At 72.5% G+C, this 22,069-nt stretch carries 18 protein-coding genes; 8 read left to right on the forward strand and 10 right to left on the reverse strand.

The window, feature by feature from the left end; genetic code table 11:
- Positions 1-72 precede the first annotated feature (72 nt).
- On the reverse strand, positions 73-255 hold the full coding sequence (amiA, locus tag NOSIN_RS07045; RefSeq protein ID WP_077689965.1) for a streptamidine family RiPP: 183 nt from the start codon (positions 253-255) through the stop codon (positions 73-75).
- A gap of 116 nt (positions 256-371) precedes the next feature.
- On the opposite strand from amiA, the gene NOSIN_RS07050 reads away from it, so the two are divergent.
- The 5 genes from NOSIN_RS07050 to NOSIN_RS07070 all read left to right on the forward strand — a co-directional run bounded on the left by NOSIN_RS07050 (position 372) and on the right by NOSIN_RS07070 (position 6,380).
- Positions 372-1,574 carry a hypothetical protein gene (locus tag NOSIN_RS07050; protein WP_077689966.1) on the forward strand — a complete coding sequence of 401 codons (1,203 nt, stop codon included), beginning with the start codon at positions 372-374 and terminating at the stop codon, positions 1,572-1,574.
- Positions 1,575-1,577: 3 nt separating this feature from the next.
- A complete protein-coding gene (locus tag NOSIN_RS07055; RefSeq protein WP_077689967.1) occupies positions 1,578-3,314 on the forward strand; it encodes a prolyl oligopeptidase family serine peptidase in 1,737 nt (578 codons plus the stop codon).
- A gap of 167 nt (positions 3,315-3,481) precedes the next feature.
- A complete protein-coding gene (locus NOSIN_RS07060) occupies positions 3,482-4,507 on the forward strand; it encodes a FecCD family ABC transporter permease (protein WP_077693457.1) in 1,026 nt (341 codons plus the stop codon).
- Positions 4,504-5,340 (forward strand): ABC transporter ATP-binding protein, encoded by an 837-nt coding sequence (locus NOSIN_RS07065; protein ID WP_077689968.1) that lies wholly within the window; start codon positions 4,504-4,506, stop codon positions 5,338-5,340. Before NOSIN_RS07060 ends, NOSIN_RS07065 begins: the two co-directional genes overlap by 4 nt.
- Positions 5,337-6,380 (forward strand): ABC transporter substrate-binding protein, encoded by a 1,044-nt coding sequence (locus NOSIN_RS07070; RefSeq protein ID WP_077689969.1) that lies wholly within the window; start codon positions 5,337-5,339, stop codon positions 6,378-6,380. Before NOSIN_RS07065 ends, NOSIN_RS07070 begins: the two co-directional genes overlap by 4 nt.
- A gap of 364 nt (positions 6,381-6,744) precedes the next feature.
- Here NOSIN_RS07070 and NOSIN_RS07075 read toward each other — a convergent pair whose 3' ends face one another.
- The 4 genes from NOSIN_RS07075 to NOSIN_RS07090 all read right to left on the reverse strand — a co-directional run bounded on the left by NOSIN_RS07075 (position 6,745) and on the right by NOSIN_RS07090 (position 13,905).
- Positions 6,745-9,771, reverse strand: coding sequence for a glycosyl hydrolase (locus tag NOSIN_RS07075; RefSeq protein WP_077689970.1), 3,027 nt, complete (start codon positions 9,769-9,771; stop codon positions 6,745-6,747).
- A 1,692-nt stretch (positions 9,772-11,463) separates the two neighbouring features.
- Positions 11,464-12,006, reverse strand: coding sequence for a G/U mismatch-specific DNA glycosylase (gene mug / locus NOSIN_RS07080; protein ID WP_077693458.1), 543 nt, complete (start codon positions 12,004-12,006; stop codon positions 11,464-11,466).
- 224 nt (positions 12,007-12,230) lie between these two features.
- Complete coding sequence (locus NOSIN_RS07085) at positions 12,231-13,187, reverse strand: CPBP family intramembrane glutamic endopeptidase (RefSeq protein ID WP_077689971.1); 957 nt, start codon at positions 13,185-13,187, stop codon at positions 12,231-12,233.
- A 340-nt stretch (positions 13,188-13,527) separates the two neighbouring features.
- Complete coding sequence (locus tag NOSIN_RS07090) at positions 13,528-13,905, reverse strand: winged helix-turn-helix transcriptional regulator (protein WP_077689972.1); 378 nt, start codon at positions 13,903-13,905, stop codon at positions 13,528-13,530.
- A gap of 108 nt (positions 13,906-14,013) precedes the next feature.
- Between NOSIN_RS07090 and NOSIN_RS07095 the strand changes: the two genes are divergently transcribed.
- Positions 14,014-14,874 (forward strand): SDR family oxidoreductase, encoded by an 861-nt coding sequence (locus NOSIN_RS07095; RefSeq protein WP_077689973.1) that lies wholly within the window; start codon positions 14,014-14,016, stop codon positions 14,872-14,874.
- Positions 14,875-14,917: 43 nt separating this feature from the next.
- Here the strand turns inward: NOSIN_RS07095 and NOSIN_RS07100 are convergent, their stop codons facing one another.
- The 4 genes from NOSIN_RS07100 to NOSIN_RS07115 form a co-directional block, all read right to left on the reverse strand.
- Positions 14,918-16,477, reverse strand: coding sequence for an AfsR/SARP family transcriptional regulator (locus tag NOSIN_RS07100; RefSeq protein WP_227014448.1), 1,560 nt, complete (start codon positions 16,475-16,477; stop codon positions 14,918-14,920).
- A gap of 289 nt (positions 16,478-16,766) precedes the next feature.
- Positions 16,767-17,183 carry a spore-associated protein A gene (locus NOSIN_RS07105; RefSeq protein WP_077689974.1) on the reverse strand — a complete coding sequence of 139 codons (417 nt, stop codon included), beginning with the start codon at positions 17,181-17,183 and terminating at the stop codon, positions 16,767-16,769.
- Positions 17,184-17,256: 73 nt separating this feature from the next.
- The gene (locus NOSIN_RS07110; protein ID WP_077689975.1) at positions 17,257-17,670 is read right to left on the reverse strand and encodes a spore-associated protein A; all 414 of its coding nucleotides are present in this window, start codon (positions 17,668-17,670) and stop codon (positions 17,257-17,259) included.
- Positions 17,671-17,719: 49 nt separating this feature from the next.
- Positions 17,720-18,139, reverse strand: coding sequence for a spore-associated protein A (locus NOSIN_RS07115; RefSeq protein WP_077689976.1), 420 nt, complete (start codon positions 18,137-18,139; stop codon positions 17,720-17,722).
- A gap of 210 nt (positions 18,140-18,349) precedes the next feature.
- Here NOSIN_RS07115 and NOSIN_RS07120 point away from each other — a divergent pair, with 210 nt between their 5' ends.
- Positions 18,350-19,156: a hypothetical protein gene (locus tag NOSIN_RS07120; protein WP_077689977.1), complete on the forward strand. Its 807-nt coding sequence runs from the start codon at positions 18,350-18,352 to the stop codon at positions 19,154-19,156.
- 174 nt (positions 19,157-19,330) lie between these two features.
- Here NOSIN_RS07120 and NOSIN_RS07125 read toward each other — a convergent pair whose 3' ends face one another.
- Positions 19,331-20,251 (reverse strand): ketopantoate reductase family protein, encoded by a 921-nt coding sequence (locus NOSIN_RS07125; RefSeq protein WP_171986565.1) that lies wholly within the window; start codon positions 20,249-20,251, stop codon positions 19,331-19,333.
- A gap of 215 nt (positions 20,252-20,466) precedes the next feature.
- Between NOSIN_RS07125 and NOSIN_RS07130 the strand changes: the two genes are divergently transcribed.
- Positions 20,467-21,996 (forward strand): acyl-CoA synthetase, encoded by a 1,530-nt coding sequence (locus NOSIN_RS07130; RefSeq protein WP_077689978.1) that lies wholly within the window; start codon positions 20,467-20,469, stop codon positions 21,994-21,996.
- Positions 21,997-22,069 lie beyond the last annotated feature (73 nt).

Consider the following 22,069-nt stretch of genomic DNA (forward strand, 5'->3'; position numbering starts at 1 on the left):
AAAGGGCCCGGTCGGGCAGCGCGGGGCTGCCCGACCGGGTGGTTCTCACTGACTACGTCCCGGAGGGGAGAACTAGTCGAAGGGGTTCTCGACGAGCGCGTTGGAGTGCGAGGCCGACAGGTGGGCGAGCTGCTCGGGCTCCTCGATCTCGGCCACGACGTCGAAGGGGTTCTCGACGAGCGCGTTGGAGTGCGAGGCCGACAGGTGCGCGAGCTGCTCGGGCTCCTCGATCTCGGCGACGATCTGGTTGTCCATGAGGGATTTCCTTTCCAAGCCATGACGTATCGGTCATCTGTGCCGATACGTGTTCGTCGGGGCGAACGACGGTCACTTTACTTGAAAATGATTACCGTTTCCAATAGCTTTGCCCCATGAACTTCCAGAAGCTCCTCGTCGCCGACTACCGCGGGGGTCGCACGTACGCCGTCGCGGACGGCACGGTGAGGCCGCTCGGCAACGCCGTCCTCGCCGAGCACGCCGGGTTCCTGACGCTGCCCCGCAGGGGGGAGGGGCAGGCCGAATGGGCCTTCGTCGACGACCGCTCCGGAGCGCTCGTGGTCTCGGGGGCCCGCGGGGAACGGCGCTTCCCCGCGGCCATCCCCGGCGAGCACCTCGCCTGCGACGCCTCGGGCCGCTACGTGGTGGTGACGACCGGGCTGGGCGCGAACGAGAAGGCGTGGAGCGACGTCGTCACCCTTGTCGACCTCGATCGGAGCGAGTCGGTACGGTTCCGCTCCCGGGTCGGGGAGCCCGGGGCGATGATCGTCCCCGACCAGGCCGACGGCGAACCGGTGGTCGTGCTGCGCCACAGGGAGCCCGGAGCCCTCGAGTCGTTTCCCCTCTCCCGGTGCCTCGACGCCGCCTCGCACGTGCCCCGGATCACCGGTGAGGTCGTCCGCGAGATCGCCGACGACGGACACGGCGACGTTGTCGACCAGCGAACCGGCATCGCGGCGACCGCGACCGGCAGGGGACTGGAGCGCTTCGTCATCGACGGCGGTGTCCCGCGCATGCTCGGCGCCGTCGCCTGGCCCGTGCCCGGACGCGCCTACTACCTGCGCCTGGACCCGGCCACGGGCCGTGCGGTGGGCGTGGTCCGAGGCGGGCCCGCCTCCCCGACGGCGTGGACCGAGTGGACGAACCACCTGGTCGACGTCGACCTGTCCACCGGCCGGACGCGCTGCCTGGGACTGCCCCGGGGACTGGCCTTCCGCTTCGCGCTCGGCGGCACCAGGGCCGCCGTCGCCACGATCCATCCCGACGGGGACGAGCTCACCGTCATCGAGCGGGCCGAGCCGCGGATGCGCGTCCCGCACAGGATCCCGCTCCCCCCGATGTCGCGCCCGCCCGTCCCCGGACGCCTGCCCTGGGACCCGGTCGGCGGCTCACCCGCACAGCGGCGCTCCGTGGCCGTCGACCCCGCTGGGACGACGGTCGCGGTGACCAGGGGAGGCGACGGTCAACTGCACCTGTTCCATGGCGGCGGACTCGACACCGTCACCGTGCCCAGCCCGCTCGACGAGGGCGGGCACCTGTACTGGCACGGCGGCGCCGCCGACACCATCGGCCGGTGAGCGATGCACGACTTCCCTCCTCCCCTCGTCCCCGCCATCGACACCGCGCTCACGAAGTGGGAACGGCACGGACGCCCGGGCCTGCCGGAGAACGGGTTCGCGCTCGCCCGCCCGCCCGGACGACGACGCCAGGGGATCTACCGGGCGGACACCGGCTCACCGGTGATCGAGCCCGAGGGGCACATCCTGCGCATGGCCCCCTCCCCGGACGGGCGCAGCATCTGCGTCCAACTGGCTGAACGCGCGGACGAGGACGCCGCGCTGGGGCTGGTCGACACCGCCACCGGATCTCTGCGGCTCTATCCGCGGATCCGCTGCCGTTACGACCCCATGCTCTGGGAAGACGACTCGTCCGGTGTCGAACTGGTCGCCGGCCGGTCCCACAGCCTCGTCCGCCTCGACGCGCGAACCGGGCGGTCGACGGCTTCGGCCGTACCGCCGGGCACCCGGCTCAGACTCTTCCCCGGAGGCCGGCGCGGACTGCTCGCCGAGAGCCGCCCCGGCAGCCCCGGCCGCCTCATCGACCGGGCCACCGGCGCCGAGCTCGCCGAGTTCGCCGCCATCGTCCGCGTCCTGCCCGCGGGTGAGGACGTCGTCGTCGACGACGGCGCCCGCCTTCAGGGCCTCGATCCGGGCAGCGGTGCCCCGAGGTGGCGCTGGGACGACCCGGACCTGCGGGTCACCTCGTTCGCCGCCCGCGGCCAGGACATCGTCGCCGTCGGCGTACGCGCCGGCCGCGGTGTCATCGTGCGGCTCGTCCGGGGCTCGGTCGCGGCCGAACGGGAGGTCACCCACCGGGGAGCTCCGGCTGTCGCGACCGGAGTGAGCGCCGACGCCGACCGCTTCCACGTCCTCATCGAGGGCCCGGCCCTGCCCCCACGGGTCGTACCCGCCGAGGAGCTGCTGTCCGACCGTCCGGCGGCGGCCCGCCCGGAAGCCCCCACACGCACCGAACGGTACGCCTTCACCGCCGAGGACGGATCGCGCGTACCCGTCGTGGTCACCTCGCCGACCGGCGCCAAGGGCCCCGCACCGCTGATCCTCACCTGCTACGGCGGCTTCGGTGTACCGAGTCTGCCGGTGTTCGAACCGACCGTGCCGGCGTGGGCCGAGCACGGTGGCCGGTACGCCATCGCACAGGTCCGGGGAGGAGGCGAGCACGGCTCCGCCTGGAGGCAGGCCGGGCGCGGCCTCGCCAAGGGCCGCGGCATCGAGGACCTGGCCGTCGCCGCACGCGGCCTGGTCGGGGCCGGGCTCACCCGGCCCGACCTGCTCGTCCTGGCCGGCGCCTCCCACGGCGGAGTCCTGGCCACCAGTTGCGCCCTCGGATCGCCGGACCTGTGCGCCGGTGTCGTCAGCACCGCGGCGCCGCTCGACCTGCTCAACCTCGGCGCCCACCCGCTCGGGCGGCGCTGGGCCGACGAGTTCGGGGCCTCGGGGGGGATCGAGCACCTGCGCCGGATCTCACCGCTGCACCGTGCTCGGGAACTCACCCCCGGCACCGCTCCTCCCCGCTTCCTCGGCATCGTGCTGGCGGAGGACTCCCGGGTCGTCGCCGACGACACTCTGGCGGTCGTCGACGCGCTGCGCCGTGTCGGAGGCAGCGCCGCCGTATGGCGCGCACCGGAAACGGGCCACGGCGGCAACCACCTCGACAGCCTGCACCGCCTCGGGACGACCGTCCTCGGCTTCGCCGCCACGATCACCGGGTCCGCGCGGACCGCTCCATCCACGACGTAAGAGAGTCTTCGCAACAGATGGCACAAGCAACCAACGGGAGACGCGTGTCGGCCTCCCTCCAACGCCTTCTGGCCAACACGCGCCCCGGAGGAGCACCCCCTGGCGGCGCCCCGGCTCCGGCCGCTCCGGCGGGAAACACCAGGAGGCGCGGTGTGCTCGCCGCCCGGATCCTCGTTCCGGTCCTGGCCCTCACACTGCTGGCGGTGGTGGTGCTGTCCACCAGCGTCGGCACGATCGACGTGTCCCCGGCGGAGGCCCTGCGCGTCATCGTCGGCCACCTCGTGCCCGGGATGCCGTGGATGTCGGACGGGTCGCTGACGACGGTGCAGGACAACGCCGTCTGGCAGTTCCGGCTGCCCCGCGTGCTCCTGGCAGCGACCGCCGGTGCCGCGCTCGCCCTGGCCGGCGCGCTGATGCAGGCCGTGGTCCACAACTCCCTGGCCGAGCCCTACATCCTCGGAGTCTCCGCCGGCGCCGGAGTCGGCGCGGTCTCGTTCATCGTCCTGGGCGTCGGGACCAGCTCCCTCGGCGTGGGGGGCGCGGCCTTCCTCGGCGCACTCACGGCCACCGCGGCCGTCTACACCCTGGCCCACAAGAACGGGCGCATCGCACCCCAGCGCCTCATCCTCGCGGGCGTCGCGCTGGGCGCCCTGTTCAGCGCCGTGACCAGCTACCTGACCATCACCACCCACGCGCAGAACGTCTTCAGCATCATGTTCTTCCTCCTGGGCTCGGTCTCCGCCGCCACGATGGGCCACCTCGCCCTGCCCTCGGCGGCGCTGCTCATCGTGGGGCTCTACGCCGCGTTCCACGCTCGGGCACTCAACGCGCTCCTCGTCGGGGACGACGCGGCCGCGTCCCTGGGCGTCAACGTCAACCGGCTGCGCAGCGGCGCCCTCGTCGCCGCGGCCCTGCTGACCGGATCGGTCGTCGCGGTCTCCGGAGGCATCGGCTTCGTCGGGCTGATCATCCCCCACATCGCGCGCATCACCGTCGGTTCCGACCACCGCAGGATGCTCCCGGTCGCCCTGCTCGGCGGAGCGGTGTTCCTCACCACCTGTGACTTCCTGGCCCGTACCCTGGCCGATCCGTCGGAGATCCCACTGGGTGTGCTCACCGCGATGGTCGGAGCACCGTTCTTCCTGTGGCTGCTGCGACGCGACCGCGCCGACAGCGTGGGGGTGGGCCGATGAGAGTCGACGTCGAGAACCTCCGAGCCCACCGCGGGGGGCGGCCCGTCATCACCGACGTGAGCGTCTCGGTGCCCTCGGGCACCGTGCTCGGGCTGCTCGGGCCCAACGGGAGCGGCAAGTCCACACTGCTGCGCGCCGTGTCGGGGCTCGCGGCCCCCTCAGCCGGCCGTGTGCGCTTCGACGGCACCGACATCACCTCGCTGGGCCGCAAGGAGATGGCCCGGCGCGTGGCGGTGATGGCACAGGAGCACAGCGAGGAATTCGAGATCCCCGTCCTCGACCTGGTCCTGCTCGGGCGCATCCCGCACGGGCGCGGGTACGGGCGCGATTCCGACCACGACATCTCCTTCGCCCAGCAGGCCCTCGCCCGCGTCGGCGCCGCGCACCTGGAGAACCGCCCGTTCTCGGCCCTCTCGGGCGGCGAGCGCCAACGCGTGCTCTTCGCCCGCACGCTCACCCAGGACACACCCGTGCTCGTCCTCGACGAGCCCACGAACCACCTCGACATCGCCCATCAGCTCGAACTCCTCGATCTGGTCAGGGCCACCGGACGCACCGTGGTGGTCGCCCTGCACGACCTGAACCTGGCCGCGCGCTCCTGCGACGCCATCGGCGTCCTGGCCGAGGGGAGCCTGCTCTCCCTCGGCACCCCGGACGAGGTACTGCACACCGACCTGGTCCGCTCGGTCTTCGGCGTCGAGTCGACGGCCGTCGCCCATCCGCGTTCCGGACGGCGACACCTCCTCTTCGACGCCTGCAGCCCGCCGAAGCCGAACGGCCACGGCCCCACGAACCCACCCACCCCGACCGAGGAAGAAGTAACCACCCCATGACACGCAACGCCTTCCGGGCCACGTCTCGGCGCCGCTCCCGTACCCGCGGCCTATCGACCGTCTGGGCCGCACTCGCCGTGGCGCCGCTGGTGCTGACCGCATGCGGTACCGGCGTCACCAGCGACCCGGAGGCCTCCGATGCCTCCGGGGAAGCCGTGACGGTCACGAACTGCGGACGGGATCTGTCCTTCGACACCGCTCCCAGCAGGGTCGTCGGGCTGATGCCCTCGCAGACCGAGCTGCTCATCCGCCTCGGCGTGGGGGACTCCATCGTCGGCCAGGCCCAGACCGAGGTCTCGGCGCTACCGGACGACATCGCCGAGCAGGCCGCCGGCATCCCGGTACTCAGCGCGGACGCTCCGCCGCCCCGCGAGGACCTGCTCGCTGTCGCCCCCGACCTGGTGGCCTCCCCCACGGAGTACGAGTTCACGGCCGAACAGGGCTTCGCCAGCATCGAGCAGTTGGACGAGAACGGCGCCCGGGCCTACGTCGCGACCGGTGGTTGCGCCGACCGGCGCAACACCGCGGAGGTCACCGACGTGCTGAGGGACATCGAGGACCTCGGTGCCATCCTGCGCGTCCCCGACGCGGCCGAAGAGCTCATACAGGACACCGAGGAACGACTGGCCGCTGTGGAGGCCGCGATCAGCGACTCTCCGCCACCCGCCGTCGCGCAGGTCTACGTCGAGGGCAACTCGCTGTCGGCCATCGGCGCAGGCATCGAGGCGGACATCATCAGGACCGCCGGCGGCGACAACGTCTTCGACCCCGACGGGCCCGAGTTCGCCGACTTCTTCGCCGCACAGATCAACCCCGAGGAGATCGTCAGCCGCGCCCCCGAGGCCATCGTGTTCGGCGTGAGCGGACCGGAGCACGAGGAGCGGACACGCGAGTACCTCCGCAGCACCTTCCCCGAAGTCCCGGCGGTGGAGAACGAACTCCTCATCGCCGTTCCCGGGAGCGACCTGTACCCCGGCGCCCTGGGGAACATCGACGCGGTGGAGACGATCGCCCAGGAGCTCTACCCGGACGCGTTCTAGCCCGGCGTTCAACATGTCCGCCTGTCCCGGAGCGGCTCTCAGCGCCCGTTCCGCTCTTCCCCGGGGCCCCTCAGCGGGGAGCGGAACGCTTGTTCCGGCTCCCCGCGGGGCGTCCCCGACCACCGGCGGACGCCCGGTCCTCCGGGCGGTGCTCCGCGACGGCCGCCTCTAAGCGGCGGCCTCCCCGTGGAGCCGGCCGCGGCGGCCTGAGGGCCCCACGGCCGGTCACCGCTCCGGGTCGACCACCCCATCGGGAGTCCTCCTTGGAACCACGCGGCCCCGGAAGCCAGGAGCCCGGCTCCGAAGAGCGCGGGACACACCACCGTCCGGGCGGTGCGCGGCGCACCGCCCGGACGGTGGACGGTCACAGCTCGGCCTGGCCGTAGGGAAGCAGCCGCACCGGTCCCAGCAGTCCGTAGTCCTGTCGGGACACGTCTCCGTAGACGTCGGGGCGGAAGGCCCGCATGCGGTTGATCAGGGTGGTGGCCACCTCGACCTGGATCGTGTTGGAGCCGCCGCGCAGCCAGGGGCCGATGTCGACCACGGTGTCCTGCTGGTCGCAGGGCGGCAGGTCCGTGCCGTTGACCGTGACGCGGAAGGTGTCGCTCACCCCGCCCAGGTCCAGGCGGGCGCCGTGGCCTCCGGTCCACCCCTCGCCCAGGTCGACGGTGGTGGTGTAGCGGCCGATACCGGAGGTGTCGGCCAGCCCCTCGATCTCCTGCCAGGGGACGAGGGAGGACAGCGAGTGCTCGTGCAGGACCACCTCGGTGTCGGTGGCCGACCCTCCCGGCCGCCAGTCCTCCACCTCCAGTTCCCAGGAGGCCAGGTCGACGGGCTCGCCGACGGAGTCGATGGCGGTGGAGGCGGTGCTCCCGTCGGAGAGGGCGGTGGTGTAGGTGCCCGCCGAGGAGGCCCGGACCACGGCCTTCCCGCCCTCCACGCGCACCTCGTCGGCGTCGGTGCCGTCCACACGCAGCTTCTTCAACCGCCCCGGCGGCATCTTCCGTCCCGGCTCGCCATGGCTTGCCGTCCACGAGGGCGGGGCCAGGGCGATGACCGTCGAGGCCCCCGGCGCCAGGCGCACGCCGACGTCGACCGTTCCGTCGCCGCGCGTGTGCTCGGGCAGGGGGGTGATCCGTCCGCTCCACAGGTCCAGCGCGAAGGGGTAGGCGTGGTCGATGTCGGCGGGGAGGGTGACCCGGTGGTCGACGGTCTCGTCGTCGGAGCCGTTGGTGAAGTAGTACAGCTCCAGCTCGTCGTCCCGGCGCCGCGCGTGCAGCAGCGCGGATCCCTGGGAGTAGGAGACGGCGGGCCGCGCGTCCAGCGCCGCGAGCCCGTCGGGGATGTCCTCGCGGGAGTCGACCCGGTGCACGCTGGGCTCCGCGAGCAGCTCCTCCATGGCCCGGACCAGCTCCTCGGCCGAGCTCTGGTCGGTCCCCGGCTCCTGCGGGGCGCTCCAGTCGCCGACGATGAGGATCTTCAGTCCCGACCGGGCGTAGTCCACCATCCGCCGGGCGGTGTCCAGCTCCATGGTGGGGAGCCGTCCGCTGAACGCGTCCCCCTCGAAGACCAGCAGGCCGTAGGCGGGGCCCTCGGGGGCCAGGCGGCCCCCCTCCACCCGGGGTTCGGTGATACGGAGCAGGCGGGGGCTGACGAACTGGTGCGTCCAGCCATGGCGCACCCCCTCCTTGCTGAAGTAGGCGGCGCCGAAGCCCGAGCCGGCGTAGCCCTTCTGGCGCAGGAAGGCCACGTCGATCGTCGAGGTGCCCGACTGGAGGGTGTGCTGGGCCCGCGCGAAGAAGCCGGAGACGTCGGACACGTGCTGCCAGGTGGGGTGGCGCGGTCCCCAGGACTCGCTGTAGCCGACACCGCCGCCGTAGGGGGTGAAGGCGGCGAACCCCGGCCACTGTGCTCCGGGCGCGTCGGCGTAGGAGAAGCCGTGGAGGACCGCCATGTTCACGCCCGCGGAGTACTCGCGCGCGATGGTGCGCACGGTCTGCTGCCACGTGGTGCTGTAGGAGCCGCCGTAGACCGCGCCCGCCTCGCTGCTGAGCACCTTCTTGCCGCCCAGGTCGCGTCCGCCGGCCAGGGAGCGGAAGTCGTCGAGGTTCTTGAAGCCCAGGGACTCGCCCTCAGCGGTGTCGACGACGGCGGCCTTGGCCACGGCGTCGGTCTGTAGGCCGTAGGGCTGGATCCGGTAGTCCATCCCGAGTCCGTGCGCCCACTCCTGGATGGGAGCGATGTGGTGGTCGATGTAGAGCTGTGAGAGCAGGTCGTTGAAGTCGTTCAGCGCCCGGCGGTCGGTGTCGGGGTCGAAGGAGAAGACCTGGTCCTCGTCCACGCGTACGAGGACCGGCAGGTAGGGCACCGGGTCGTAGCCGTGGTGGCCCTCGAAGGCGGAGGGCAGGTCGTGCGTCCACAGGGTCGCGTCGGTCTCCATCTCGATGGAGTCCTCGAAGACCGCACCACCCGCGGGCCCCTGGAGGAGGGAGCGGATCCTGGAGGTGAGGACGTTCTCCTCCCAGAAGTCGATGACCGCCTGGGCGCCGGCGCTGCTGAAGTGGTCGACCACGTAGGAGACCGGCTCGGTGTGCGGTCCGCCCTCGGGGCGCTGGCCCGAACCGCGCTCCCAGTAGGCGATGAGGGCCCAGGTGGAGCCGTCCCCCTCGCCCGGGGCGGTCCAGGACAGCTCCTCGTCCCGTACCGACGCGGTCAGGTCCTGCAGGGTGTCGGCCTCCAGGGCGGTGCGCCTGTCCTCGGGTGAGGCGCCCTCGGCCAGGCGTACCGCCTGCACCGCGAAGAGCTCGCGCGACTCGACCCCGTGTCCCGGCTCCGCCACGGGCTCGGGCAGGGCGCCCGAGGTCTCCTCACCGGAGGCGAGGTAGCGCACGCCGTGGGCGAGCTCGCGCACGGCGGCCCTGTCCTGCGGGGTCAGGCTGGGCACCGCGGCGGGCCAGGACGGGCCGATGGTCATGTCGACGACGATCCCGCGCTCCTCGGCCCGGGACAGGGCCGCCTCCACGGCCTGGCGCCAGGGACCGGTGCCCCAGCCGTGTCCCCCGGGGTCGAGCGACTCCGAGGAGCTGTGGTGGACGTCGGCCACCTCCATGCCGCCGAATCCGGCGTCGGCGGCGTGGTCGATCTCGCGGGCCACCTCCTGCGGGTCGACCAGGCCGTGCGGCCACCACCAGCGGAACTTCGCCCGGGCCGTGGCCGCCGGAGCCTCGAAGCCTCCGGTGAAGGCCTGCGGGGCCGCCGCGGCCGCGGGTGTGCCGAGGGCGGCCGGCAGGGCCGCGGCCGCGGCGGCGGTGGTGCCCAGCCCCAGGAACAGGCGGCGTGTGGGGGTGAAGCCGGAGCACGGGCGTTCCGTGGGGGACGGTGTGTGGGGCATGGGGGTTTCCTTCCTGCGCCCGCTCGCTGGAGCAGGGCGCCGGGGACGACGGGGGAAGTCGTGCGCGCACACGTGGAGCCGGTTGAGAACAGGCCTTAAAACGTTTCAGCGAAGTTTCCAACAGATGCTCCCGATGGTCAATGGTTGCGCGGAAAACTTTGTCCCTCACTCGATGGATCCCTGTGAACAGGGATTTTGTTGCGTGCGGGTCTACCAGAGAGGGGCGCGATGTAGTAAGAACGTTTCACTCGCATGGGTTCCACCGGCCTGTGGCGACGGAACGTCGGCCCAGGGCCCTCCTTGGAGGGGCGCCGGGGATCACCCGGCGCGGCCGGGGCGGTCTGGCCGGGCAGCCGTCCAGATGGTCGCCGACCAGCCCGTCGGCCCGGAGGTGGGGGAGTACACGGCGGTCGCGCCGACGAACGTGGACCCGCGCCTTTCGGGGACCTCGCCGAAGCGGCCGGACGCCGGTGTGCTCGCCGGTACCTCGGCCGGTACCGAGGAGGAGCGCGCCCCGCCGGGCCGCGGCCCGGCACGGTCCAGCGTCGGTGTGCCAAAGCCCCCGGGTGCGTGCCGGGGCCGCGGTGGAGCGGACCCCCTCAGGGGCTCGGTCCGTGGTCCCGGGGATCGTCGTCCACCTGAATTGAAACGGCGCCGGAACGGCTTTCCGCGCGTCGGCACCGGAACCCGGCGAGCCGCCTCCACGTCCTTCCCGACCGCGGAAAGGAAATTCCGGACTGGCCTGGTCAGAAAGTGCACAGGTGCTACGCCCCTCACCGAAGGGATGGCTCTGACCCGCCGGCACGCTCGGCGCCTCTGGTGAGGAACGCCGGATCGCACGCCCGGGCGGCTGGTGTCGCCGCAGGACCGCCGCCGACCTGCTCGAACAGGCCGGTCGCGCGACAGCCGGGCCGCCGACCGGGCCGGGCGCACACGGCGCGAGTCCGAGGAAAGGCGAGCAGTGGAGGCGGTGAATCTCCGTCGGCGGCCCGGACGCCGAATGCCCCTGCGGTGTTCTCGTCGGGATTTCCTCGCGTCCAGGACTTGCAACCCGTAGGCGGGTACGGGTTCAGCGTGGTGCGTATGAGGAAGAATCCGCTGGTCCGGCGTACAGAGGAATTCTGGGTTCCGCGGAGCCGCGCGCTTTGGACCGTCGAACGCCCTCCGCGCCTGGCCGAGTTCGGCGGACTGTTCACCTCGTCCGCGCGCCGGGTCGAACAGCACGGAACGACCGCCCGTATCCACCTGAGCGGTGACGCGAAGCTCGTGGAGACCGAGTCCCGTGTCAGGGACCTCCAGACCATCGGGACCAACCTGCCGGCGGCCCTGGAGGCCGGTTGCGACGGCCTGCGCCGCCTGCTGCGCCGTCCCCGTGCTTGCGGTCCTCGGCATCGCGGGCGGAGGGATCGCGGCCGCGTTCGCCGCCGTGGTGTTCGCGGGGGGCCGCCTTCGGGATGGTGGTCCTGTCGGCCACGGTCCTCACCCTGTTCCCGCACCGGCGCCGTACGGCCGCCTCCGCGTGCGACACCGCCCCGCCGGGGAGGCCGCCCGACCCGCCGTAGCCGCTCCCGCCCCGGCACCGGCCACGGCTGCCTCGACAGGGTCGGGTGAGGCCGTGGCGGACACCGGCCCACCCCGTGCCCACGGGCCGCCCACGGCGTCATCCGAACCGGGCGGAGGAGACCCGTGGACTCAGGTGGCGGGGGAGTGGTCCGGCAGTCCGGCGGCCACCCGCAGCCGGGCGAACTCCTCGGCGAGGGGGCCCGGCTGCCAGTGGGCGTTGCGGCCGCTGGGATTGGGCAGCAGCCACACCCGGGTACCGCCGATCTCCATGGCCTGGTGCCCCACCTTCGCGCCGCGGTCGCCGAAGGCCTGCCGGTAGGCGGTGACGCCCAGCACGGCCAGCCACCGGGGACGCCACAGCAGGACCTTGCGCCGCAGCGTCCGCCCGCCCTCCACGATCTCCTCCCGGCTCAGCTCGTCCGCCTGGGCCGTGGTCCGGGCGACGACGTTGGTGATCCCCAGGCCCAGCGACAGGAGCACGTCCTCCTCGTCGAGCCGCAGCCGGCGCGGGGTGAAGCCCGACCGGTGCAGGGCGGGCCAAAAGCGCGTGCCCGGATTGGCGAAGTGGTGTCCGAGGGCACCCGAGACCAGGCCGGGGTTGATCCCGCAGAAGAGCACGTCGAGGTCCTCCGCTAGGAGGTCGGGGACCACCTTGCTCCGGGCCGCCTCCAGTTCCGCCCTGCTGGGGCCGGGCACCCTCCCCGACGAGGCGCGTGCACGCGAAGGCGGGAAGTCGGCCTCCGGCGGTGTGCCCTCAGTACGTCCGCTCACGGGACTCCCTTCCTGTCCTGCGGTCGGTGGCGCGGGAAGCCGCGCCGCGGTGCTGCCGTGGAAGGCCCCTGCCCGAGAGCGCGGCGCCCGAAGCACCCGCGCGGTTCGCGGCCGCCCTCGGGGAGTCAGCGCGCACACGGCTCCAGCGCGGCGGCGGGCCGTGGGCAGGGCCGCACCCGTGCCAGACCCCGGCGGCGTCCGGCCCGGTCGAGCAGGAACACCAGCGCCGCACTGACGAGCAGGGTGATGACCAGGGCGGTCGGGCTCTCGTCCTTCCAGCCGAAGGCCGAGAGCCCGAAGGCGCACAGGTTGTTGACGACGTGCACGGCGATGGCGGCCTCCAGCCCGCCGGTGCGCCAGGTGAGCCACCCCGCCATGACCGCGAAGACCGCCACGTCGGTCAGGCCGACCCAGCCGTAGTCGTGGCCCAGGACGAAGAGGGGGATCGGCAGGGCGACGGCGAAGACCGGATGCCGCAGCCACGAGCCGATCGTCTGCATCGCGACACCGCGGAACACGTACTCCTCGGCCGCGGCCTGGAGGGGAACGACGAGCAGCACCGCGGCGAGCATGGCGACCAGGGTCCACCCGGACGGCGCGGGCACGGACTCGGCGGTGCCCGCGAGGTTCCCGGCGAGGAGCAGCGCGGGCACGGACAGGGCGTACACGGCCGCGGAGATCCCCGCCGCGTGCAGCGTCCACCTCCAGCGCAGCCTTCCCTCGACGGAGCTCAGCAGCCCCACCGGACGGGGGCCGCAGATCCGCGCGGCCAGCAGGACGCAGGGAAGGAGGAGCGCGATAACGCACAGTGCGAGGACCAGTCCGAGCGGGTCCTCCGTGTCCGCCATCGTGGTGTCGAGGTCGTCCAGCACGCCGCCGCCCACCCCGAGGAAGGCGGCGAGGTCGAGTCCGGCGAAGAACAGCACCACGGCGACGAGGCAGAACACGGCCGTCAGCACCGCGGTCAGCGGCATCCGCCACCAGCGGGGCCGGGAGCGGGCGCGCGCCAGGCGGTGGTAGGGCAGGGGTTCGGGTTCCGGGGGCGGGGCCTCGGGCTCCGCCCCGATCGTCGGGGACGTCATATGGAGGATGTTAGGCACACCGGAGCACCCGGTCGTGCCCTGAGGCGCCTTCGAGCCCGAAGACCAGACCTGGACACCACGCCGGGTGCCTCGGACCGAGGACCGACCGAGGACCGTGAGAGCGGATGCCAGGCCATGCGGGCGGTCGCCGAGACCGGCCGCCGCGCCCCCGACGAGGTGCGGCTGGTGCTCGGGGTGCCGGGCACCGGGCCGGAGGCCCCACCGCTCCAGCCCCTCCCTCCCTGGACACGCTCGACGCCCTGGTCGAGCCGGTACGGGCGGTGGTCGCCTCGGTCGGTCCCGCCGAGTGGGCCGCCGGCCCCACCGGCCGGCCCGGGGGTCATCCGCTCCGCTCCATCGCGTCGGCGGCGCCGGCGTGGTCCTGCACCCACTCCACCAGCGGTACCAGCAGACCGGTGACCTGCCGTCCCTCCTCGGTGAGGCTGTAGACCACGTGCGGCGGGACGACCGGCCTGGCCTCGCGCAGGACCAGGCCGTCCCCGTCGAGGGTGCGCAGGGTCTGGGCGAGCATCTTCTCGCTGATCCCGCCGATCGCCCGCGACAGCTCGCTCCAGCGCGAGGGGCCCCTGGACAGGGCGATGAGGACGAGAACGCCCCACTTGCTGGTGATGTCGCCCAGCAGCCGGCGGGAGGGGCAGGCGGCGGACAGCACCTGGCCACCGGCCGGAGCACTGGTGCGGGATCTGGGAGAGTCCATGGCACGAACTTACCAAAAGGTGGGTACCCGACATCTGGAATGTGCCGGTGAACAGCGTGGTTGGCACCCACGCACGGCCGGAGAAACCGGCCGAACGAAGGGATTCCCATGAACAGCGTCGTCGTCACCGGTGCCACCGGCCACCTGGGCCGCCTCGTCGTGGAGGACCTCCTGGCCAAGGGCCACCCCGCCGAGCGGATCACCGCCACCGGGCGCGACACCGGCGGGCTGACCGCCCTCGCCGGCCGGGGCGTGCGCACCGCCCGCGCCGACTTCGGGGACCCCGCCTCGCTCAGGGACGCCTTCGAGGGCGCCGACACCCTCCTCCTGGTCTCCGGAAGCGAGGTCGGCAAGCGGGTGCACCAGCACCGCAACGCGATCGAGGCCGCCGGTGCGGCCGGTGTCGGACACGTCGTCTACACCAGCGCCCCCAAGGCCGCCGACACCACGCTGGTCCTGGCCCCCGAGCACAAGGCCACCGAGGAGGTCCTCACCGCCTCCGGTCTGGCGTACACGGTCCTGCGCAACGGCTGGTACAACGAGAACTTCGAGCAGCAGCTGGACCAGGCCCGCGAGACGGGCTCCTTCGTCGGCAGCGCGGGCGAGGGGCGGGTCGCCAGCGCCTCGCGCCAGGACCTGGCCGAAGCCGCCTCCGCCGTGCTCCGCGACCCGAAGGCGCACGCGGGCGCCGTACACGAGCTCTCCGGCGACACCGCGTGGACCCACGCCGAACTCGCCGCGGTCCTGGGCGAGCTGCTCGGCCGTGAGGTCCTCTACCGCGACCTCACCACCGAGGAGCACGTGGCGGCACTGACCGCCGCCGGACTGGACGAGGGCACCGCGCGCTTCGTGGCCGCCCTGGACGCCAACATCCGCGACGGCGAGCTTTCCATGACCACGGGCGGGCTCTCCCGGCTGATCGGCCGCCCGACCACCCCGGTCGCCGAGACCCTGCGCGCGCTGGTCTGAGGCGGGACCGGCCTGAGGCGGGACCCGGTCCGGGCCCGGCCGCTCACCCCGGGGCCGGGTCCGAGGGGACCAGTGCAGGCCGCTCGGCCGGCGGCCCGGAGACGGCGCCGGGGACACCGGGCCAGAGCCGGTCGACCGGGGAGCCGCCGACGGCGAGGGCGGCCGCGGCCAGCCTCAGCGTCAGCGGCAGCCGCCCGCAGCGGTCGGCGATCCGGGTGACCAGCGCGAGCTCCGTGGCCGGGGACCGCGCTCCGGCGACGGACAGGAACAGCTCCACCGAGGACTCCTCCGACAGCACGTCGAGCGGGAGGTGCCGGGCGCCGAACAGGGCGACCAGTCCGGTCAGCGGTTGCCGGCTGGTGACCAGGACCGCACTGCCCGGGCCGGTGGGCAGCAGCGGGGCGACCTGCTCGACCGAGGCGGCGTCGTCGAACAGGAACAGCAGGCGCTGGTCGGCCGTCACCGACCGGAAGAGCTTGGCGAGTTCGCCGGTGCCGGTCGGTAGGCGCTGGGAGGCCGCGCCCAGACCGCGCAGGAGCTGGCGCAGCGCGTCGTCGGGGCGGGTGGCCCTCCCGTCGGGGGCGGAACCGCGCAGGTCGACGTAGAGCTGGCCGTCGTGGAAGTGCTGCCGGACGGTGTGGCTCCAGTGCAGGGCCAGGGCGGTCTTACCGACACCGGCGACCCCGGTGAGGAGGAACACCGTGGGGGAGCGGTCGGCCTCCCGGTCGGCGTCCAGCGCCCGGTCGAGCGCGGACAGCTCAGCCGAACGGCCGACGAGCCCGCCGACCCCGCACGGCAGTTCGGCGGGGCGGACCTGCCGGACCCGCTGAACGCGGTGGACGTGGTGGACGTGGTGGACGCGGTGCGGACCATGCGCGCGCTCGCCGCCCCGCCCGGTCGTGAGCAGGTCCAGGTGGAGCTGCCGGAGCCAGGCGCCGGGGTCGGTTCCCAGTTCGTCGGCGAGCCTCTCGCGCAGCGTCGCGTAGGCCTCCAGGGCCTCCCCGGTGCGTCCGCAGGCGTGCAGGGCCGACATGAGCAGGCCGGTGAAGCGCTCGTGGGTCGGGTGTTCCGCGCACAGTGCGCGCAGTTCGGGGACCGCGGTGGCACCGTTGCCGCGGTCGATCTCGACCCCGTGCAGCTCCTCCAGGGCGTGCAGGCGCCTCTCCTCCAGCGCCGGGCGCGCGTGGGCGGCGAGTGCCGGTGCGACGCCGTCGAGCGCCGGGCCCGTCCACAGCGACAGCGCGGTGCGCAGGTTCCGGGCCGCCTCGTCGAGGCGGCCGGCGGCGCGCTCGGAGCGCGCGCGTGCCAGGAACCGCTCGAACACGTCGCTGTCCGTGGCTCCGGCCGTCACGGCCACGCGGTAGCCGCAGCCGCTCCGGATGATCGTGTTCGAGCCCAGGACCTTGCGGAGCCCGTGCACGTGGACCTGGAGCTGGGGGCGGGCGCTGCGTGGTGGGCGTTCGCCCCAGACCAGGTCGATGAGCCGGTCGTCGGAGACGACGACGTTGGGTTGCAGGAGGAGGGCCGCCAGGACCGTGCGCCGCTTCGGTCCTCCCGTCTGGACCAGACGCCCTCCGATGTGAACTTCGACAGAACCGAGCAATCTGTACCGAATCCCTGACAGATTGGTCTCCACCCCTGAGTCCCCTTACGCACGATGAAATTCCACTGCGCAGCGTCGCGGAGCATATGGCAATTTTCGACGCACCGTCCACCTATTTAGAAATAATGCTACTGGCGTCCGATATGTCTTAGATGTGACCTGGGGCTTTGGTTTTCGGTCTGTTTGGGAAGTTGTTTTCTCAGTACTCGTAAACCCCGGCTGGGGCATGGGGGCATACGGGCCGGGCGGCCCCGGAGGAACAGATCCGGGGCCGCCCGGGAGGGGCGGATCAGCCGCAGTTGGTGCCGCGGTCGCCGCCCTCGGTGCCGGTGATGCGCCCCATCCAGTCGACGCACTGACCGGAGGCGTGCAGATAGACCGGACCGGCGTAGGTGGTGTAGTAACCGCCGTCGTAGACGTCCCAGTGGTTGCCGGCCGGGCTGACCGACAGGCCCGCCTCCATCAGGATGGCCGAGCCGGGGTTGTTGCGCTTGGCCACGACGCAGTTGTAGCCGTTGGAGCTGTTGTAGGTCAGGTAGACCGTGCCCTTGCTGCCGATGTTGTCCTCGTTGACGACCTTGTAGCCGCTGCCGCACTCGCCCCCGTAGGTGGCCGCCGCGGCGGGGGAGGCGCTGACGAGCAGACCGCCCAGGCTGATACCGGTGGCCACGGCGACGGCCGCGGCCTTCTTCGCGAACTTGTGCATGTCATGTCCGATCACGGGTCGGGAATCACGGGTCGGGAAGTGGAACGTCCGGGGCTGAACCCGGTGCGGGGGGTCAGCCGCAGTTGGTGCGGGACTCGTCGAGCGTGATCGTGCCGATCGTGCCGCCCCAGTCGACGCAGCGGCTCGCGGCCGCCACGTAGACGGGACCGGCGTAGGTCGTGTAGTTGCCGCTGTCCTTCTTCCACGTCGACGTGCCCGAGACCCGGAGGAACGCCTCCATCGGCGCGGCCGCGCCCGGGTTCGTGCGCACGGTGACCGCGCAGTTGTAGCCGGTGGAGTTGTTGTAGGTCAGGAAGATCGTCCCGCGGTTGTCGTGGAACTCGATCTTGTTGACGACGCCGTAGCCGGACCCGCACGCGCCGTTGTAGGCGGCGGCGGAGGCGGGTGCGGCGGTGGCCGTCAGGCCCGCGGCGGCGATTCCGGTGGCCGCGGCGAGGGTGGCGGCCTTCCTCAGGAGGTTCTTCACGGTGCTCCAGTCGTGCGTCGGCGCGCCGCCCGTCGCGGCGCGGGGCGGATCAGCCGCAGTTGGTCTCGTTGCGGTGCTCGTTGGCGCCGTCGATGTAGCCGTACCAGTCCACGCACGAACCGGCCGCGCTGCGGTAGACGGGGCCGGCGTAGGTCGTGTAGTAGCCGCTGTCCACCCTGGCCTCGCTGGCGGGGTCGCTGGTGCGCTTGAGGCTGACCACCATCTCGACGGCCGCGCCCGGGTTGGCCCGGACGGTGACCGCGCAGTTGTAGCCGGTGGAGTTGTTGTAGGTCAGGAAGACCGTGCCCTTGCTACCGACGTTGGCGTAGTTGACGACGCCGTAGCCGCTGCCGCAGGCGTTGTTGTAGGACGCCACGGGACCCGCGGCCGAAGCCGGCGACGCGAGTGCCAGCGAGCCGGTGGCCAGGGCGGCCGTGAGCAGGGCGGCATTCCGGAACTTCTTGAACATGGGGGCTTTCCGTCCTAGATACGGGCACCCGCTCCTGCGGACGCCTGAAGGACTGTGGCACGGGCGGCTTCGAGCCGGCTTCGGTTCCACTTCGCTCCGGCTTCGCAAAGGCCGGGTCCGACGGCCCGCGGGAGCGTCACCGCAGGTGTGGGACGGAACCGGTGCGGGCACACGGTGTGCGTGCCCGCACCTCGCCCCGGGAGGGAAGACATGAACGGCGTCCAGGCTCCGGTGGTCTGCCTCGTCCACGAACTCGGTGACCGGCGCGTGTGGTGGCGCCTCATCGAGGCACTGCCGTCCTGGATCCGTACTCTCGTGGTGGAACAGCCGCCCACCGACCGGCTCGCCCCGGACGCTCTGGCCGAGCACATCGGGACCGCGGCGCGCGCGGTCCTGCCCGAGGCGGGGGCGGACCTGGTGGTGGCCTCCGACAGGGCGGCCGGCGCGGGAAGCGGCCTCGTCGCCGACCAGCGCGCCGCGCACGCCCTCCTGGTCAACCCCGACGCCCAGGCGCTGGTCGACCATCCCGACTACCGGCTCCCCGAGCCCACCGCGCAGGTCGCGGGCTTCCTGCTGGCCATGGCTCCCTACCAGGAGCAGTTGCGCGAACACGGGACGCTGCCCGAGGAGGGGGTCGAGGCCATGGTGAACCACTTCCTGGGCGGCTGCGAGGTGCTGGAGGAACAGGACAGGCGCCTGCTCCACGACATCGCCACCGCGTGGTTCGTGCGGGCGATGCCCTTCGACCTGTCCGATCCCCACGGCGCCGCGTCCTCGCGCGAACACGACTGGTTCGCCTGCCTGAGCGCGGCTCCCGAACGCTTCACCGTCTACTCCGGAGAGCTCTCCGGCCTGGGCGCCGCGCTGCGAACGGTGCTGTCCCGCAACGTCCCGGGGGCGCACGTGGTGAGTGCCTCCACCCGCACCGCGTTCCCCTGGTTGGAGGAGCCCGAGGCGCTGGCCGGACTCATCACCGACCACATGGACCCGAGGTTTCGGGAGGAGCCTCCGGTGTGAACCGGTCGGACGGACTTCCGTCCGGGACCATCGTGGAAGCAGGAAGCAGAGCGTGGGGAGCAGGGAGCAGGGAGCAGGAAGCAGGGAGTGGGGGCAGGGAGCGGAGGCGGGGGCGGCTGTGAGGGCGCCCCCGTCGGCGCCCCCTTCGGAAGCGGTCCGTGAACGGGCGGAAGCCTACTCCCGACCCGCCTCGTACACGCTCAGGTGCGTGTACGCCAGTGAGAACAGCGGGGTGGGCACGCCCAGCTCGCGTCCGCGCGCGACCAGGTCGCCGATGACGTGGTCGGCCTCCACCGGGTTGCCGTGGGTCAGGTCCCAGTACATGGAGGTCGTGGTCGTGGCCGTGGTGTCGGCGATGACGGCGTTGGCCCGGTCACGGGCCTCCCGGCCCGGCGGGTGACCCGAGGCGGTGGCCACGGCGATGGCCTCCTCGAACACCTTGGACGTGAACTCCTGTCCGCCCGGAACGCTGTTGATCCGGCCGATGGGACCGCGCATCAGGCAGTTGCACGCGCCCAGGCTCGCCAGGAACACCCACTTGTGCCACATCTCCTGGCGGATCTGCGAGGTGGGCGTGGCGGTGTGGGTCCCGGTGTCCAGCGCCGCGTGGACGTCGTCCAGGCCGAGGACGGGCCGCTCGCCCAGCGGCCCGTAGACCAGTTGGCCCATCCTGCCGACCTCGACGATCTCACCCCGCTCGCCCAGGCGGGTCATCACCATGGCGACCCCGCCGTAGACGCGGTCGGCGCCGAAGCGCTCGACCAGGGTGTCGATGTGCCGCATGCCGTTGAGGAGGGGCAGTACCGCGGTCCGGGGGCCCACCGCCGGGGCCAGGTCCTTGAGCGCGGCGTCGAACCCGTAGGACTTCACGGCCACGATCACCAGGTCGTAGTCGGCCTCCAACTGGTCGGCGGTGACGGCGGAGACCGGCACGGTCTCCACACCGCCGTCCAGGCCGTGGACGCTCAGGCCGTGCTCGCGCAGCAGCCCGGCGCGCGCGGGGCGGACGAGGAAGTCGACGTCCCGGCCCGCCTGCACCAGGTGCGCGCCGAAATAGCCGCCGACCGCTCCGGCTCCCACGACAAGGATCTTCATGGCTCTCCAACCAGGTGGTTCACGAACACCGCAAAACGTATGACCATGGGACACCCGATGGCAAGGCGCGGTCCCCGACCGGTCCCTCCCGTGACCTCCCGGACGCCAGGAGGCGCGCGGGCCCGCGAGGTGTTGCCAGTGCGGTCCGCCCACAACAGGATGGGGTCGTGCCAACGGCTCCACGGGAGCCGTACGGACGGATGGGAAGCAGGGCCATGAACAGTTCAACGACATCCAGCACCGTCGACGACCTTCTCCGGCGCAGTGCGGCGCGCACCCCCGGGCGCACCGCACTGGTCTTCGGCGACCGCACCTGGACCTACGCCGAGCTGGACGCGGGGGTCACCCGTGCCGCCGCACGGCTGCTCGGCCTCGGCGCCGCCCCCGGCGACCGGGTGGCCGCCTACGGGAGGAACTCCGACGCCTACCTCATCGGGTTCCTGGCCTGTGCCCGCGCGGGCCTGGTCCACGTGCCCGTCAACTTCGCCCTCCAGGGAGAGGAGCTGTCCTACCTGCTGGAACAGTCCGGCAGCTCCATCGTCCTGGCCGACCCGGCCCTGCGCTCGGCCGTGGACGGCCTGCGCGCCGAGACCGGGGTGGAACAGGTCCTGGAACTGCGGGAGGGGCCCGGCTCACTGCTCGCCGACAGCCTTCGGGGCCCGGTGCCCGAACTGGACGTGGCGGTCTCCGACACCGACCTGGTGCAGCTTCTGTACACCTCCGGTACCACGTCCCGCCCCAAGGGCGCGATGATGACCCACCGCGCGCTCGTGCACGAGTACCTGTCCTGCGTGGTGGGCCTGGACCTGTCCGCCGACGACGAGCCGCTGCACGCCATGCCGCTCTACCACAGCGCGCAGATGCACGTCTTCCTCATGCCGTGGCTGGCGGTCGGGGCCCGCAACACCCTGGTGGAGACGCCCGACCCCGCCGACCTGCTGGGCCGGATCGAGACCGGTCGGCACGGGGCGTTCTTCGCCGCGCCCACCCTGTGGGTGGCGATGGCGGGCCACGCCGACTTCGCCCGCCGCGACCTGTCGAGCCTGCGCAAGGCCTACTACGGCGCCTCGGTCATGCCCGGGCCCGTCCTGGACAAGCTGCGCTCCGCCCTGCCCGAACTGGGGTTCTATAACTGCTTCGGGCAGAGCGAGATCGGTCCGCTGGCCACCGTCCTGTGCCCGGAGGAGCACGAGGCGCGCCCCGCCTCCGCGGGCCGGGCCGCCCTGTTCGTGGAACTGCGGGTGATGGACGACAAGGGCCAGGACGTGGGGCCCGGCGAGCTGGGGGAGGTGGTCTACCGGTCGCCGCAGCTGTGCCGGGGGTACTGGGACAAGCCGCAGGAGACCGAGGAGGCCTTCCGCGACGGCTGGTTCCACTCCGGCGACCTGGTGCGCATCGACTCCGAGGGCTACATCGAGGTGGTCGACCGGATCAAGGACGTCATCAACACCGGCGGCGTCCTGGTGGCCTCCCGCGAGGTGGAGGACGCCCTGTACACCCACCCCGGGGTGGCCGAGGCCGCGGTGGTCGGTGCCCCCGACGAGAAGTGGATCGAGGCGGTGACCGCGTTCGTGGTGCCCACCGACGAGGCCGACCCCGAGACGCTGCCCGACGACCTGGTGAAGCACGTACGCGCCCGCCTCGCGCCGTTCAAGGCGCCCAAGGAGGTGCGGGTGGTGGCCGAGCTGCCGCGCAACGCCTCCGGCAAGATCCTCAAGCGCGAGCTGCGCGACCGCACCTCCTGATCCTCTTTCCGGCTGGTCGGACCGCGTGGAGCGGTATCGCGGTATCGCGGTTCCGACCGGCCGGGACCCGCCG

This window comes from Nocardiopsis sinuspersici, assembly GCF_001998325.1.
In the GTDB taxonomy this organism is placed as follows: Bacteria; Actinomycetota; Actinomycetes; order Streptosporangiales; family Streptosporangiaceae; genus Nocardiopsis; species Nocardiopsis sinuspersici.